The organism is Allonocardiopsis opalescens, from assembly GCF_003002095.1.
Taxonomy (GTDB): domain Bacteria; phylum Actinomycetota; class Actinomycetes; order Streptosporangiales; family Streptosporangiaceae; genus Allonocardiopsis; species Allonocardiopsis opalescens.
Genome location: NZ_PVZC01000004.1, coordinates 1 through 12,360 on the forward strand (window position 1 = coordinate 1; position 12,360 = coordinate 12,360).

A 12,360-nucleotide genomic window follows, 5' to 3' on the forward strand; every position below is an offset into this window, starting at 1 on the left:
GATTGGTCGTCCTTGTGTGTGTCGGGGTCGGATCGGTCGGGGTCGGTTTGCTGGTTGAGGAGTGCGCGGACGTCGTGGGCGGTGTAGCGGCGGTGTCCGCCGAGGGTGCGGATGTAGGTGAGGCGTCCTTGGCGGGCCCAGCTGGAGACGGTCTTGGGGTGCACCCGGAAGAGGTGGGCGACTTCTTGGGCGGTCATGAGTTCGGGCAGTTCGCCTTGGAGTTCTTCGGGGAGGGGTGGGCGTTCGGGTAGGCGGTTGGGGTCGAACCAGTAGTGGCCGCTGATGAAGGCGGCGAAGATTTCGTTGTTTTCGGCCATCGCTTTGAGTGCCTGCGGGGTGCGGCCGGAGAGGCGTGCGGCTTCTCCGAGCGGGACGTAGGCGGCGGGCATGGTGGTTGGGGTCCTTGAGGGCGGGGCGCGCATGGGCGCGCCGGAGACGGATCAGGGTGGTGTGGTGGGTCCCGGCCGCGGGGGGAGTGTCCCCCTGAGGGCCGCGCCGCCCCTGTTTGGGGCAGGTCGGGGGCGGGTGGCCGCTCGACCCCCGCGACCGGGACGATCAGGGCCGGTCGGCGCGCGGGTCCGGCACGGACCATCTCGGTCCGGGCGCGGCGCTGGGCGGCGCTAGGGGGACCGCCGGACGGCTCGGGCCAGTGCAGCTCGAAGTGGACGGTGCGCCCGGTGGCATCGGCCCGGTCCCCGTACGCGTCGGCCAGCGCGGCGACCAGCGCCAGGCCCCGTCCGCCGAGGGCGTCGGGGCCGCTCATCGCGTAGCGGGGGTGGGTTCGGGTGCGGTTGCCCGCGTCGTCGCACTCCACCCGCACCCAGCCGGAACCGCTGTGCACCCGCAAGCCGAACCGGCCACCCGGGGCGCCAGAAGCGGTATGGGTGAGCGCGTTGGTGGCCAGCTCCGACACCAGCAGCAGCGCGGTATCCGCCACCTCGTCCGGCACCCGGTTGTCGTCGAGTACCCGCCGCACCCACCGCCGCGCCTGGGCCACCGACGCGGCCACACCCGCAAACCGCCGATCCACCGTCCCCGGCATCACGATCACGGCACCGCCCAAAGCGATCACCGCACAGCCGCCTCGACCAAGGCATCCGAACCCTCACACCGCCCCCGCGCCGACGCGCGCTCATGCGCGACCAGGTAGGGACGGACCAGGGCGGGGAACGCGCCGGTGGGCATGTCCTCGACGGCCCACGTCTCCGTACGCTCTGACACCGATTCCGAATGCGACCGCAGCGGCGGCAACCGGCGCCCGACCACCCCACTCCCACCGCGACACTCCGCGATCGGCACGAAATGGCCTGCGTGCCGAAAGAGACGAAGGACAAGGCTACGCACGCCGCCGTACCGGGACGTGGAGCCGCCTTCGGCGTCCAGAATTCTCCGGACGCGACCGACGCGCCGGAGCTCAGTGTGGGTCGTCAGGCCGGGACCGGTGTCCTCGCCGATAAGAGACGTGGATGTGCTCATGTCGGGACGGTAAGGCGTCCCCATGCGCGTGGCCTTCAGGAAATTGAAGGCTCTTCGAGGCGGTCAGATCACGCCCATTCGCCACGCGATGCCGCGAAGCTCCCGGCCCACGGCGGTTGTCAGTGATTGTTCGAGCAGAGAGGCGACCAGTTCCCGCATCAGGGGCTCGTTGCGCAGCTGCGCCGAGGACAGCCGCTCGGCGCGACGCAGTTCCGCGACCGCCTGCGGAGCACGGCTGAGCATGGAGAACGCGCGTGCCTTCTCCATCGCCAGGGCCGCCCGCCGATTGTTTGAGGCCAAGGAGCGCAGATCGACTTCCGCCGCGTACTCCAGAGCCTTTCCCGGGTCCTCGGCTTCCACCGCGAGCGAGGTGCGCCATACGCCGACGTTGGACCGGCCGAACAGTTCCCACGCGTCGGGGTCGTCGCCGAGCGGCGCGGCGAGCCGGGCCGCTTCTTCCGCATGGTCCTTGGCACTGTCATGGTCCCGGTCGACCTGGCAGGCCAAGGCGGCCGACAGGCGGAGCATCCCGTACACCTGGTGCGCGAAAACGTCATCGCCGATGTGCGGCTCCAGCTCATCCGCGATCTTCGGAGTGGCCATGAGCGCTCGGGACTTGTTGGTGGAGCTGCGGGCGTGCGCGCTGGTGAACGCCGCGGCCGCCTTCCACGTCGGATCGCCCAGCCGGGCCGCCGCCTGTCGGCCGCGGTCGGCGCTGATCCAGGCCAGGTCGGTCTGACTGAAGTGCCGCAGCATGATCACAGTCAGTGCGCACGTCCTGATCAGCAGCCGCAGCGCTTCACCGCGGTCGGGCTCGGGCGCGGTCACCGAGGACACGTGCACTTCGTTCAGCACCCCGGGCAGCGTGCCCATCATCGCCTCATAACGGGCGTCCCGCAGTGCCGAGTCCAGCGAACGCACCTCGTCGGCCAGTACGGCCACCGGACGCGTGGACACGTCGGGCGGATCGTCCAGCGAGGACTCGTGCAAGATCTGGCGCAGCCGCTCCAGATTCAGCGGCCGCATGCGGGCCTGGATTCCCGGTGCGGGCTCGCCGAGGATGTCGTCGGCAGCGACTTCCAGCGCTTCGGCGATCGCCGCGATATCGGACCGCTTCTCGAGATGGAGCCGGCCGTTCTCGACCATGGACACCCACCCGGTCGAGCGCCCGATCAGCCCGGCGAGCACAGCCTGGCTCACACCCCGAAACCGTCGTGCCGCACGCACGTTCTGGCCGATGGTCGGCGTGCCGTCCTCGCTCATGCCGTGCCCCCGCGCCTGTCGTCCTGCCCCGACCGAACACCGTCAGGGTATGGTCCGGGCACGGCCATTGTCAGAGGCTCCTACCGACTGAGTGTGCTTCGGCTCGTCCGGCCGATCTCGTCGGCGAGGACGTCGGCCCGCCGCCGCAACTCGGGCGGGCCCTCGGTCAGCTCCAGCACGATCCGCTTGGCGTATCCGTTGTAGCGGGTCGTCTCCGGTGCTTCCCGGTGTGCCTGTTCGAGCGTGCCGAGAGCGGTGACGGCGTCATTGGCGAGGTGGTGGGCGCGGGCGACCTCGATGAGGTGGCGGCCGCGCCGGGGGCGGGAGGGGATGAGGCCGGCCTTGGTGCGCCGGGCCGCCCGCACGCTGTCGGTGCCACGGCGCAGCTCCACGTCCAGGGTGACGGCGTGCGGGCCCATGATGACGCGCGAGAAGCTGGTCATCCGGTCGTAGTAGTCGGCGGGCAGGCGGGCCGCCACCTCGTCGGCCCTGGCCCAGTGCCCCCATGCGGTGCCGTGCGCGTCGCGCCGCGCCGCCGTGTGGCCCGCCTCGAACTGGAGCGCTCCCCAGATCGCCCGGACCTCGTCTTCGGCGTCGGCGAGCAGCGGCTCCAGGTACTCCAGCACGTCGCGGTTGACCGCCTCGGCCGCGTCCCACTCGCCCGCGTCGCGGTGCGCCTGGGTGAGCAGCCACGCGGCGCCGCCGATGGCGCGAGGGTCGGCCGACTCCTGCGCCGCGGCCATCGACCGTTCGGCGACCCGCCACAGCAGCGCGGCGTCCGGCTGGTAGGCGAGGTAGAACTGGCACAGGTTGAGGACTTCGGCCAGCGCCGCCTGGGCGTGGCGCCGGGCGTCCCCCTCGCTCATACGCACGGCCGCCTGCGCGTCGCGGATCAGGCCGGGTAGCAGGCCGCCAAGCACGGTCCGGTGGTCCGGCGCGGAATGGCGGGCGGCCCACGCGCGTGCGATACGGGCACGCAGATGCCGCAGCCGGGGCGGCGCGCCGACGGGGCGAGCGGATAGGCATTGAGCGCGGCCCGCACCTCGGGCAGCGCGGCGTGTCCCGGTCCACTGAACATGTGGGTGGGCATCGACTGGTCGCCGGTCAACTCGGCGAGGTCGCGCACGCGCAGGGCTTCGGCGAGCCGAACCAGCATCGGCAAGCGGGGCGGCTGGAGCCGACCGACCTCGACGGCCTTCACCCACGAGCCCGACTTGCCGACGAGCCCGCCCAGCACCTCCCGGGTCATGCCGCGACGCGTCCGCAGCAGCTTCAGCCGCTGGCCCAGCGTCAGATCAGGACCATCGTCGTGCGCACTCGTCCCGGCCATGATGAGACCCCGCATCCGTGGTCCCGTCAGCATCGTCACGTTCAGAGTACGGCGCGGAGTCGATCGGTGTCATTGGGGCCTTCGTCCCGTCCCAGCCGGTCAGTCGGGAGGCTCCGACTCCGCCCCGCCCCCATGGCGCCGCGCCAGGAGTCGGGCCAGCATCCGGTGCAGGGTGCGGACGTCCTCGGGGGGCCAGCCTGCGGTGAGGTCGGTGAAGACGGCCTCCTGCCAGGTGTGGGCGTCGCGCAGGAGTTCGGTGCCCTTGTCGGTGACTAAGACGGCGCGGCGGCGGGCGTCGTCGGCGGAGACGGCTTTGCGCAGGTAGCCGCGGTCGACGGCGCGGGCGATGAGGCGGCTGGCGCCGGACTGGTCGATGCCGAGTTCGTCGGCGACCTCGTTGACGGTCGCGCCGCCGGAGTGCCGGCAGGCGGCCACCGCCTCGGTGACCTGGACGTCGCGGCCGGTGTCGGTGGAGCCGTCGAAGGCGTTCCAGCGGCGGGCCCAGTAGCGCACGACGTGGAACAGGGTCTGGCCCGGGCCTTCGCCGCCGTCCATCCGCCCTCCCGCGAGCGACACCGACCGACAAGGATCCGGCCCTGCGACCGGAAAGTGTATGCGAATCGCATACTATTTCAATGCGGATCGCATACGAAATCGGTCTATAGCGTACGGAGGGGTGCGGGGATGAGTGACGACTGGGGTCCCGTGCACGGGTGGCACCGCGCCGTGAACGAGCGCGACACCGACGAGGCGCGCCGCGTCGCCGCGCCCGGCATCGTGCTCGGGGGACCGAAGGGCACCGCCGCCGGGGTGGACGTCTTCGTCGAGTGGATCACCCGCTCCGGGATCCGGCTGGTGCCGGTGGCCTGGCATCCCGTGGACGGCCGCCGCGTGGTGGTGGAGCAGGACGCCACCTGGCCGGGCAACCCGGCCGTCCCGCCGGACGCGCCGCCGGTCCGTACCGCCACCCTCTTCACCGTCGACGGCGGCCGCGTCGCGGCCGCGCTCCGCTACGACGAGGGCGCCGAAGCCGCCCTCCGCGCCGCCCGCGACCAGCCGTGAGGGCGCACCCTCCGCCAAGGCCCAGACCGACGCACCGCCCGGTCGGCGGGTGTACCGAACCGCTCGGGGACGAACGATTCGGGTGAACGGCGGCCGCCCTTCGCAAAGAAAAGGCGATCCGCGCTGGGCCTTCGCACGTATCCGTATCGCTACCTATCGTCATCGCCCGCGGCACTACGCTGTCGGGGTGACTGGGCGCGATGAACAGGTGGACCTGGACCCCGATCTGGTGGCGATCATGCGCCACGAAGGGGTCGACGTGACCGATCCGGTGGCCGTGCAGAACTGGCTCGAACAGACGCTGTCCGACGGCCCGGCCTGCGACTCTCCGCTGGCCGGAGACTTCGGCTTCCTGGACGAGATGCTGGACGAGGCGGGCGCCGCCGACTCCCAGCTGCCCGCTCTCTCGCCGGTGCGGCTGCCCTCCGAGGAGCAGCTGGCGCGCGCCGCCGCCGGATCGCGCATCCACACGATGATCGACCGCTTCGCGGTCTGGCTGGAGACGGCCGACCCCGACTACACCGAGGACGGGGTGCTCGGCCCCGAGCACGCCCGCGCCGCCGCCCGCGCCCTGGGCATCGGCGCCAGCACCGAGGCGCCCGAGCGCGCCGCCGTGCCGCCGCAGACCGGCCCCGGCCAGCCGCTGGGCTCCGCGCCCGTCGACGGCGCCCACCCCGACCTGCTGCGCGTCATGCGGCTCGCGCTCGCCTCCGGCGTCGGCGCCGAGACCGCACGCGGCCTGCGGGTCGCCCCTGAGCGGCCCCGGCTGGCCCCGCTGGGCGATGGCGAGCTGCTTGAGGCCTGGCTGGAGTGCTTCGCCACCCTGACCGACCAGAGCGAGTACTGCCTGCTGCCCGAGCACGACGGCTTCCACCTGGCCGAGCGCGTGGTGGGCCTGCTCATCTACGGGCTGTACGTCGGCGGGCGCCTGCGCCCGCTCACCGAGGAGCTGGCCCAGCTCATCGAGGACGTCCTCGCCGACGAGCGGATCGACGGCGAGCGCGCCGAGCGGCTGCGCGGTACCGCGCTGGCCGCCTCGGTGGCCGCGGTCGAGCGGCTGGCCGCGCACGGCGCGCTGGACGTCGACCCGGCCGGCCGCGTCACCCTCACCCCGCTCGGCCTGTGGGGCGCGCACGAGCTGTTCGACGCCGCCGGGCTGGCCGCGCCGGTCCTCGGCGGCTACGCGCGGGCGTCGGCCGCCGAACTCGTCGAGGCGCTGGCCGGGTACGACGACGCCGAGACGGCCGAGGAGTTCGAGGGCTGGGCCGCGCAGCGGCCCGCCACCGAGGCCGCCCGCGAACTGGTGGAGGTGGCGCGCGACGGCGACAGCCGCAGCCGCGCGCTCGCGATGGAGCTGATCGGGCGGCTCGGCCCCGACACCGAGCCCGCCGTGCGCGCCGCGCTGCGCGAGCCGGTGGTGCGGCCCTACGCCTGGCGGCTGCTCACCGACTGGAAGCGCGACCCCGGCGGCGAGCTGACCGCCGCCGAGCGCGCCTGGCTCGCGGTCGACTCCGTCGCCGCCCTCGCCGAGGCCAGCGACCCGCAGGGCTTCGCCGACGCGCTCCTCGACGTGGTCCCCGTCGACCGCCCCGAACTGGTGGACGAGCTGTGGCAGGCCGACCACCCCCAGACCGGCACCGCGCTGGACCTCCTCGGCCAGCTCCACCCCGACGCCCGCGTCGCCGAGCGGGCCCGCCGCGCCGCCGCCAAGGTCAAGGCCAAGACGCTCTAGCCGGGCGCCGTCCCCGTCCTCCGGCTGTGGCGGACCCGGCGCGCTCGGGTACTGGTGCCCCCGTGGCAAGGTACGGCGAGCCGAGGAGCGGACCCATGGCCCAGACCGCGGCGGACGACTGGCGGGTCGATCCGTGGATGCCCTACCGCGAACTGCTGCACGTGGTGGAGTGGTTCTACAACCCCGACGTGGCCCGGCCCGACGGGCCCGCGGCGCTGCGGCGCCTGGTGTACGCCGTCGAGCACCGCGGCGCCGTCAGCTCCCGGCACGACATCCCGCGCTTCCTCGCCGAACTCCGCTCCGCCCTGCACGACCCGGGCCGGGTGCGGCCGGGGGCGCTCAAGGACGCGGCCGCCTACACCGACGAGGACGACGCCGCCTTCCTGGTCCGGGTCTGGTGCGACATCTACCCGGACCGACCCTGCCCGCTGGGCGGCTGAGCCGGGCGGTCGGCCGCGCCCCCGTGTCGGCGGGGAATGGGAACGGGGCGGTGAACGTAGACTTGATCGGCGGGTGAACGCCCCGGCCGCGCCCCGTCCGCCGGTGCCGCCGCCCGCGGCCCACGACCGCCGCCCCTCGAGGAGCCCCCGTGCCGATCCAGCCCATCCGCCTGTTCGGAGACCCCGTGCTGCGCACGCCGGCCGAGCCGGTCAGGGACTTCGACAAGGAGTTGCAGCGGCTGGTCTCCGACCTCACCGACACCATGCTGGACGCGAACGGCGCCGGGCTGGCCGCGCCGCAGATCGGCGTCTCGCTGCGCGTGTTCACCTACAACGTCGACGAGGTCGTCGGCCACCTGGTGAACCCGGTGCTCGACCTCGGCGAGGAGTGCGAGACGGGCGATGAGGGCTGCCTGTCCATCCCCGACCTCAGCTTCCCCACCTCCCGCGCGCTGAGAGCCGTGGCCAAGGGCTTCGACATGCACGGCGAGCCCGTCACCATCGAGGGCACCGACCTGCTGGCCCGCTGCATCCAGCACGAGACCGACCACCTCGACGGGATCCTGTTCGTCGACCGCCTCGACCCCGAGCAGCGGAAGCTGGCCATGAAGGCCATCCGCGAGGCCGAGTGGTCCGGGCTCACCCCGCCCACCGTCAAGGTCTCGCCGCACCCCACCTTCGGAAAAGGAATCTAGCTTGCGACTCGTCTTCGCGGGCACGCCCGAGGTGGCCCTGCCCGCCCTGGACGCCCTGCTCAAGTCCGACCACGAGGTGGCGGCCGTCGTCACCCGCCCCGACGCGCCGGTGGGCCGGGGCCGCCACCTGGCCGCCAGCCCGGTCGCCGAACGCGCCGAGCAGGCCGGACTGGAGATCCTGAAGCCCGCTAAGGCCCGCGACCCCGGGTTCCTGGACCGGCTGCGCGCGATCGCCCCCGACTGCTGCCCGGTGGTCGCCTACGGCGCGCTGCTGCCCCGCGCCGCCCTCGACATCCCCCGGCACGGCTGGGTGAACCTGCACTTCTCGGTGCTGCCCGCCTGGCGCGGCGCCGCCCCGGTGCAGCACGCCGTGCTGCACGGCGACGACGTGACCGGCGCCTCCACCTTCGAGATCGAGGAGTCGCTGGACTCCGGCCCGGTCTACGGCGTCCTCACCGAGCCGGTGCGCCCGCGCGACACCAGCGGCGACCTCTTCGAGCGGCTGGCCCGCTCCGGCGCCGAACTGCTGGTCTCCACCCTCGACGGCATCGCCGCGGGCACACTGGAGCCGCGCCCGCAGCCCGCCGAGGGCGTCAGCCTCGCCCCCAAGCTCACCGTCGACGACGCCCGCGTCGACTGGACGGCCCCCGCCGTGCGCGTCGACCGCCTGGTGCGCGCCTGCACCCCGGCCCCCGGTGCCTGGACCACCTTCCGCGACACCCGCGTCAAGCTCGGCCCGGTGCTGCCGGTGCCTGACGCCGAGCCGCTGCCGCCGGGCGCGCTGCGCACCGCCGGCGGCCGCGCCCTGGTCGGCACCGGCACCCACCCGGTCGAACTGGGTGAGGTGCGGCCGCAGGGCAAGCGGCCGATGCCCGCCGCCGACTGGCTGCGCGGCGCCCGCCCGGCCGACGACGAGCGGATGGGGTGAGCATGCCCTCCTCCCAGCGCCCCCGCCGCCCCGCCGGAGCGGGCCGGCCCACCGGCCGAGGCCGCACCGGCGGCCAGCCGCCGCGCGACCCCGCCCGCCGGGTCGCCTTCGACGTACTGCGCGCCGTCGACGACCGCGACGCCTACGCCAACCTGCTGCTGCCAGCCATGCTGACCGACCGCCGCGTCTCCGGCCGCGACGCCGCCCTGGCCACCGAGCTGACCTACGGCACCCTGCGCGGCTCGGGCAGCTACGACGCCGTCCTCGACGCCTGCACCGACCGGCCGATCGGCTCCGTCGACGCGCCCGTGCGCGACGTGCTGCGCCTGGGCACCCACCAGCTGCTGGCCACCCGCATCCCGCCGCACGCCGCCGTCAGCGCCAGCGTCGACCTCGCCCGGCGCGTCGCCGGGGCGGGCCCGGCCCGCTTCGTCAACGCGGTGCTGCGCAAGGTCGCCGCCCGCGACCTCGCCGCCTGGCTGCGGATCGTCGCCCCCGACCCCGCCGCCGACCCCGTCGGCCACCTCGCGGTCACCCGCAGCCACCCCCGCTGGATCGTCACGGCGCTCGCCGAGGCGCTCGGCGACGACCTCGCCGCCCCCGACCCCGCGCACTCCGAGACGGCCAGGCTGCTGGCCGCCCACAACGAGCGGCCCGCCGTCACCCTGGTGGCCAAGCCGGGCCGCGCGCCGCAGGCCGAGCTGATCCAGTCCGGCGCGGTCGCCGCCCGCTACTCGCCGATCGGCGGCTACCTGCCCGAGGGCGACCCCCACGCCATCCCGGCGGTGCGCCAAGGCCGCGTCGCCGTGCAGGACGAGGCCAGCCAGCTGGTCGCGCTCACCCTCGCCGCCGCGCCGCTCGACGGCCCCGACCGGCGCTGGCTCGACCTGTGCGCCGGCCCCGGCGGCAAGGCGTCGGTGCTGGCCGGGCTGGCCGGGCAGCGCGACGCCCGGCTGCTGGCCGCCGAGATCCAGCCGCACCGCGCCGCGCTGGTGGCCGCGGCGGTGGCCCGCAGCGTCCGCGGCGCCGGACGCGCCCTGGTCGCCGACGGAACCCGCCCCGCCTGGGCCGACGCCGCCTTCGACCGCGTGCTGGTGGACGCCCCGTGCACCGGCCTTGGCGCGCTGCGCCGCCGCCCCGAGGCGCGCTGGCGCCGCACACCCGACGACCTCGCCACCCTCGTCCCGCTCCAGCGCCGGCTGCTGGCCCGCGCCCTGGACGCCGTGCGGCCCGGCGGCGTGGTCGCCTACGCCACCTGCTCGCCGCACCTGGACGAGGGCCCGGGCGCGGTCGACGCGGTGCTCGCCGAGCGCTCCGACGCCACCGTGCTGGACGCCCGCGCGGCCCTCGCCGAGGTCGCGGCCGTCCCCGAGCTGCCGCCAGGCCCCCACGTGCAGTTCTGGCCGCACCGGCACGGCACGGACGCCCTGTTCCTGGCCCTGCTGCGCAGGAGCTGACCATCGGCGGCCCCGACGGCCCCGGCGGGCCGTGCTGACCGCCCTGGTGGTGCGCGGGCTCGCCACCGGACCGTTCGCCGTCGCCCTGCGGCCGCTGACCGCGCTCGGCCCCGGCGACGGCACGCCGTGGGCGCTCGCCCTGCTGCGCCGCGCCGCGCTCACCCGGCCGGGCCGCCCGGTGCCGCTGCCGGGCCGCACCGGCCACGGCCGGGCCCGCGCCGCCGAGGTCCTGGACGGCCTGGCCGTCGACATCGAGCTGGAGCACGCCCACGGCCGCTCGCGCACCCGCCTGCGCGCCGACGGGCCCGACGCCACCGAGGTGCGCGTCGTCCCCGGCTCCGACGCGCCGCCCGCCGCGCTGGCCGAGCGCGGCTGGAGCTTCGTGCGGGTGGCCGACGGCCGCATCGGCACAAGCGCCGCCCCCGACGAGCGGACCAAGACCTGCGCCCAGGTGCTCGCCGACCACGAGCGCGCCCCCGTGCGGCCGGTGCTGCGCTTCCCGCCGCCGCGCGACGACCGGCCCGGCCGGCTGCGCGCCCAGGCGGAACTGTGGGCCGGCTACGTCGCCCGCCCCGACCCCGGCCGCCAGCCCGCGCTGCCCGGGATGCCCGCCGCGCCGCCGCCCGCCGCGCGCTTCCGCGGCCCCGGCCTGAACCGGCGCGTCCTGCTGCCCGCCAGCCTCGACCGCGGGTTCCGCCAGGCCCTCCCCGTGACGGTGGCGGGCCTGCTGGTCGCGCCGGGCGGGCTGCTGGTGGTGGGGCCCGACGCCGACGGCTCGGCCGGGCCCGAGGGCCCGGCGGCGCTGCGCCTGGGCGCCTTCCTGGCCCGGGTGGGAGCCGCCCGCGTGCAGGTGGTGCTGGCCACCGCCGAGCCGCACCTGGTGGCCGGCCTGCGCATCCCGCCGCCCCGCTAGCGCGGGTGCGTCCGGGGCGGTGCGGCGCACCCGGTGGCCGTAGACTCGCCTCGACATGGCTGCTCAGATCTCACCCAGCATCCTCTCCGCCGACTTCGCGCGCCTCGCCGACGAGGCGGCCGCCGTGGCCGACTCCGCCGACTGGCTGCACGTCGACGTGATGGACAACCACTTCGTCCCCAACCTCACCCTCGGCCTGCCGGTGGTGGAGAGCCTGCGCCGCGCCGCCGCGCTGCCGCTCGACTGCCACCTGATGATCGCCGAGCCCGACCGCTTCGCGCCCGACTACGCCGAGGCGGGCGCCGGGAGCGTGACCATCCACGCCGAGGCCAGCCGCGCGCCGGTGCGCACCCTGCGCGCCATCCGCGCCGCCGGGGCGCGCGCCGGCCTGGCGCTGAACCCCGGCACCCCGGTCGACGGCGTCGCCGACCTGCTCGGCGAGGTCGACATGCTGCTGCTGATGACCGTCGAGCCCGGCTTCGGCGGCCAGAGCTTCCTGGACATGGTGCTGCCCAAGATCCGCCGCGCCCGCGAGCTGGTGCGCAAGAGCGGTCTTGACGTCTGGCTCCAGGTCGACGGCGGTGTGGCGGAGTCCACCATCGAGCGCTGCGCCGAGGCGGGCGCCGACGTGTTCGTCGCCGGATCGGCCGTGTACGGCGCCGACGACCCCGGCGCGGCAGTGCGGCACCTGCGCGAACTGGCCGAGGGCGCCGCACGCGGGGAATAGCCCGCGTGGCACACTGGGTTGCCAGAAGCGGGAGGCGCGCCATGCCCGGCGCACCGCCCGAGAACCGACCAGACCCCCGCACGGCGGGGGAGTACCTGTGCTCCGTGACTCGGTGCAAGTCCGAACCGGCGGTACGCGCGGCGCCCGGCCTGCGGGCGGCGCGCACAGTCCGCGACCCGGCCGAAGCCATCGGCCGGTGAATCCGGCGAAATTCCGGAACCGACGGTGAAAGTCCGGATGGGAGGCGGCACGGGAGTGTGGCCGGCCGCCTTCGCGCGGCCGCTCGACGCCATGCTTTTCTTCTCGCCACCCCGGAGCCGAGCCCAGTAACGGGAGC

The 12,360-nt window shown here is 75.0% G+C and carries 13 protein-coding genes, 1 pseudogene and 1 riboswitch; of the genes and pseudogenes, 8 read left to right on the top strand and 6 right to left on the bottom strand.

Annotated features, from left to right (window positions below; translation table 11 throughout):
• From CLV72_RS33915 to CLV72_RS13465, 6 genes and pseudogenes are all read right to left on the bottom strand, one after another.
• Nucleotides 1-389: BldC family transcriptional regulator (locus CLV72_RS33915; RefSeq protein ID WP_425428067.1), on the bottom strand; the 389-nt coding region annotated here is incomplete at its 3' end.
• Nucleotides 390-673: 284 nt separating this feature from the next.
• Nucleotides 674-1,042, bottom strand: a pseudogene (locus tag CLV72_RS33920) (ATP-binding protein); the annotation flags it as partial.
• 497 nt (nucleotides 1,043-1,539) lie between these two features.
• Complete coding sequence (locus tag CLV72_RS13455; protein WP_106245531.1) at nucleotides 1,540-2,739, bottom strand: helix-turn-helix domain-containing protein; 1,200 nt, start codon at nucleotides 2,737-2,739, stop codon at nucleotides 1,540-1,542.
• An 80-nt stretch (nucleotides 2,740-2,819) separates the two neighbouring features.
• On the bottom strand, nucleotides 2,820-3,605 hold the full coding sequence (locus tag CLV72_RS33225) for a hypothetical protein (RefSeq protein ID WP_245930174.1): 786 nt from the start codon (nucleotides 3,603-3,605) through the stop codon (nucleotides 2,820-2,822).
• Between the two features lie 26 nt (nucleotides 3,606-3,631).
• Nucleotides 3,632-4,102, bottom strand: coding sequence for a helix-turn-helix domain-containing protein (locus CLV72_RS33230; protein WP_245930250.1), 471 nt, complete (start codon nucleotides 4,100-4,102; stop codon nucleotides 3,632-3,634).
• Between the two features lie 66 nt (nucleotides 4,103-4,168).
• Complete coding sequence (locus CLV72_RS13465) at nucleotides 4,169-4,624, bottom strand: MarR family winged helix-turn-helix transcriptional regulator (protein ID WP_106245534.1); 456 nt, start codon at nucleotides 4,622-4,624, stop codon at nucleotides 4,169-4,171.
• A gap of 129 nt (nucleotides 4,625-4,753) precedes the next feature.
• Between CLV72_RS13465 and CLV72_RS13470 the strand changes: the two genes are divergently transcribed.
• From CLV72_RS13470 to rpe, 8 genes are all read left to right on the top strand, one after another.
• Nucleotides 4,754-5,131 (top strand): nuclear transport factor 2 family protein, encoded by a 378-nt coding sequence (locus CLV72_RS13470; RefSeq protein ID WP_106245536.1) that lies wholly within the window; start codon nucleotides 4,754-4,756, stop codon nucleotides 5,129-5,131.
• Between the two features lie 187 nt (nucleotides 5,132-5,318).
• Nucleotides 5,319-6,863, top strand: a complete 1,545-nt coding sequence (locus CLV72_RS13475; RefSeq protein WP_146159450.1) for a serine/threonine-protein kinase — start codon at nucleotides 5,319-5,321, stop codon at nucleotides 6,861-6,863.
• A gap of 95 nt (nucleotides 6,864-6,958) precedes the next feature.
• Nucleotides 6,959-7,303 carry a hypothetical protein gene (locus CLV72_RS13480; protein WP_106245540.1) on the top strand — a complete coding sequence of 115 codons (345 nt, stop codon included), beginning with the start codon at nucleotides 6,959-6,961 and terminating at the stop codon, nucleotides 7,301-7,303.
• A 149-nt stretch (nucleotides 7,304-7,452) separates the two neighbouring features.
• Nucleotides 7,453-7,998, top strand: a complete 546-nt coding sequence (gene def, locus CLV72_RS13485; protein ID WP_106245543.1) for a peptide deformylase — start codon at nucleotides 7,453-7,455, stop codon at nucleotides 7,996-7,998.
• Between the two features lies 1 nt (nucleotide 7,999).
• The gene (fmt, locus tag CLV72_RS13490; protein ID WP_106245545.1) at nucleotides 8,000-8,926 is read left to right on the top strand and encodes a methionyl-tRNA formyltransferase; all 927 of its coding nucleotides are present in this window, start codon (nucleotides 8,000-8,002) and stop codon (nucleotides 8,924-8,926) included.
• 2 nt (nucleotides 8,927-8,928) lie between these two features.
• A complete protein-coding gene (locus CLV72_RS13495) occupies nucleotides 8,929-10,383 on the top strand; it encodes an RsmB/NOP family class I SAM-dependent RNA methyltransferase (RefSeq protein WP_106245548.1) in 1,455 nt (484 codons plus the stop codon).
• Between the two features lie 31 nt (nucleotides 10,384-10,414).
• Entirely contained in the window at nucleotides 10,415-11,296 is an 882-nt protein-coding gene (locus CLV72_RS13500) for a hypothetical protein (RefSeq protein WP_106245551.1), read from the top strand.
• Between the two features lie 55 nt (nucleotides 11,297-11,351).
• On the top strand, nucleotides 11,352-12,023 hold the full coding sequence (rpe, locus tag CLV72_RS13505; protein WP_106245554.1) for a ribulose-phosphate 3-epimerase: 672 nt from the start codon (nucleotides 11,352-11,354) through the stop codon (nucleotides 12,021-12,023).
• A 95-nt stretch (nucleotides 12,024-12,118) separates the two neighbouring features.
• A riboswitch (FMN riboswitch) is annotated at nucleotides 12,119-12,276 on the top strand.
• Nucleotides 12,277-12,360: the final 84 nt, after the last annotated feature.

Coding starts and splice junctions, on each gene's coding strand:
- CLV72_RS13455 (WP_106245531.1), bottom strand. CDS start 2,739: ATGAGCGAGGACGGCACGCCGACCATCGGCCAGAACGTGCGTGCGGCA.
- CLV72_RS33225 (WP_245930174.1), bottom strand. CDS start 3,605: ATGAGCGAGGGGGACGCCCGGCGCCACGCCCAGGCGGCGCTGGCCGAA.
- CLV72_RS33230 (WP_245930250.1), bottom strand. CDS start 4,102: ATGCTGACGGGACCACGGATGCGGGGTCTCATCATGGCCGGGACGAGT.
- CLV72_RS13465 (WP_106245534.1), bottom strand. CDS start 4,624: ATGGACGGCGGCGAAGGCCCGGGCCAGACCCTGTTCCACGTCGTGCGC.
- CLV72_RS13470 (WP_106245536.1), top strand. CDS start 4,754: ATGAGTGACGACTGGGGTCCCGTGCACGGGTGGCACCGCGCCGTGAAC.
- CLV72_RS13480 (WP_106245540.1), top strand. CDS start 6,959: ATGGCCCAGACCGCGGCGGACGACTGGCGGGTCGATCCGTGGATGCCC.
- CLV72_RS13495 (WP_106245548.1), top strand. CDS start 8,929: ATGCCCTCCTCCCAGCGCCCCCGCCGCCCCGCCGGAGCGGGCCGGCCC.
- rpe (WP_106245554.1), top strand. CDS start 11,352: ATGGCTGCTCAGATCTCACCCAGCATCCTCTCCGCCGACTTCGCGCGC.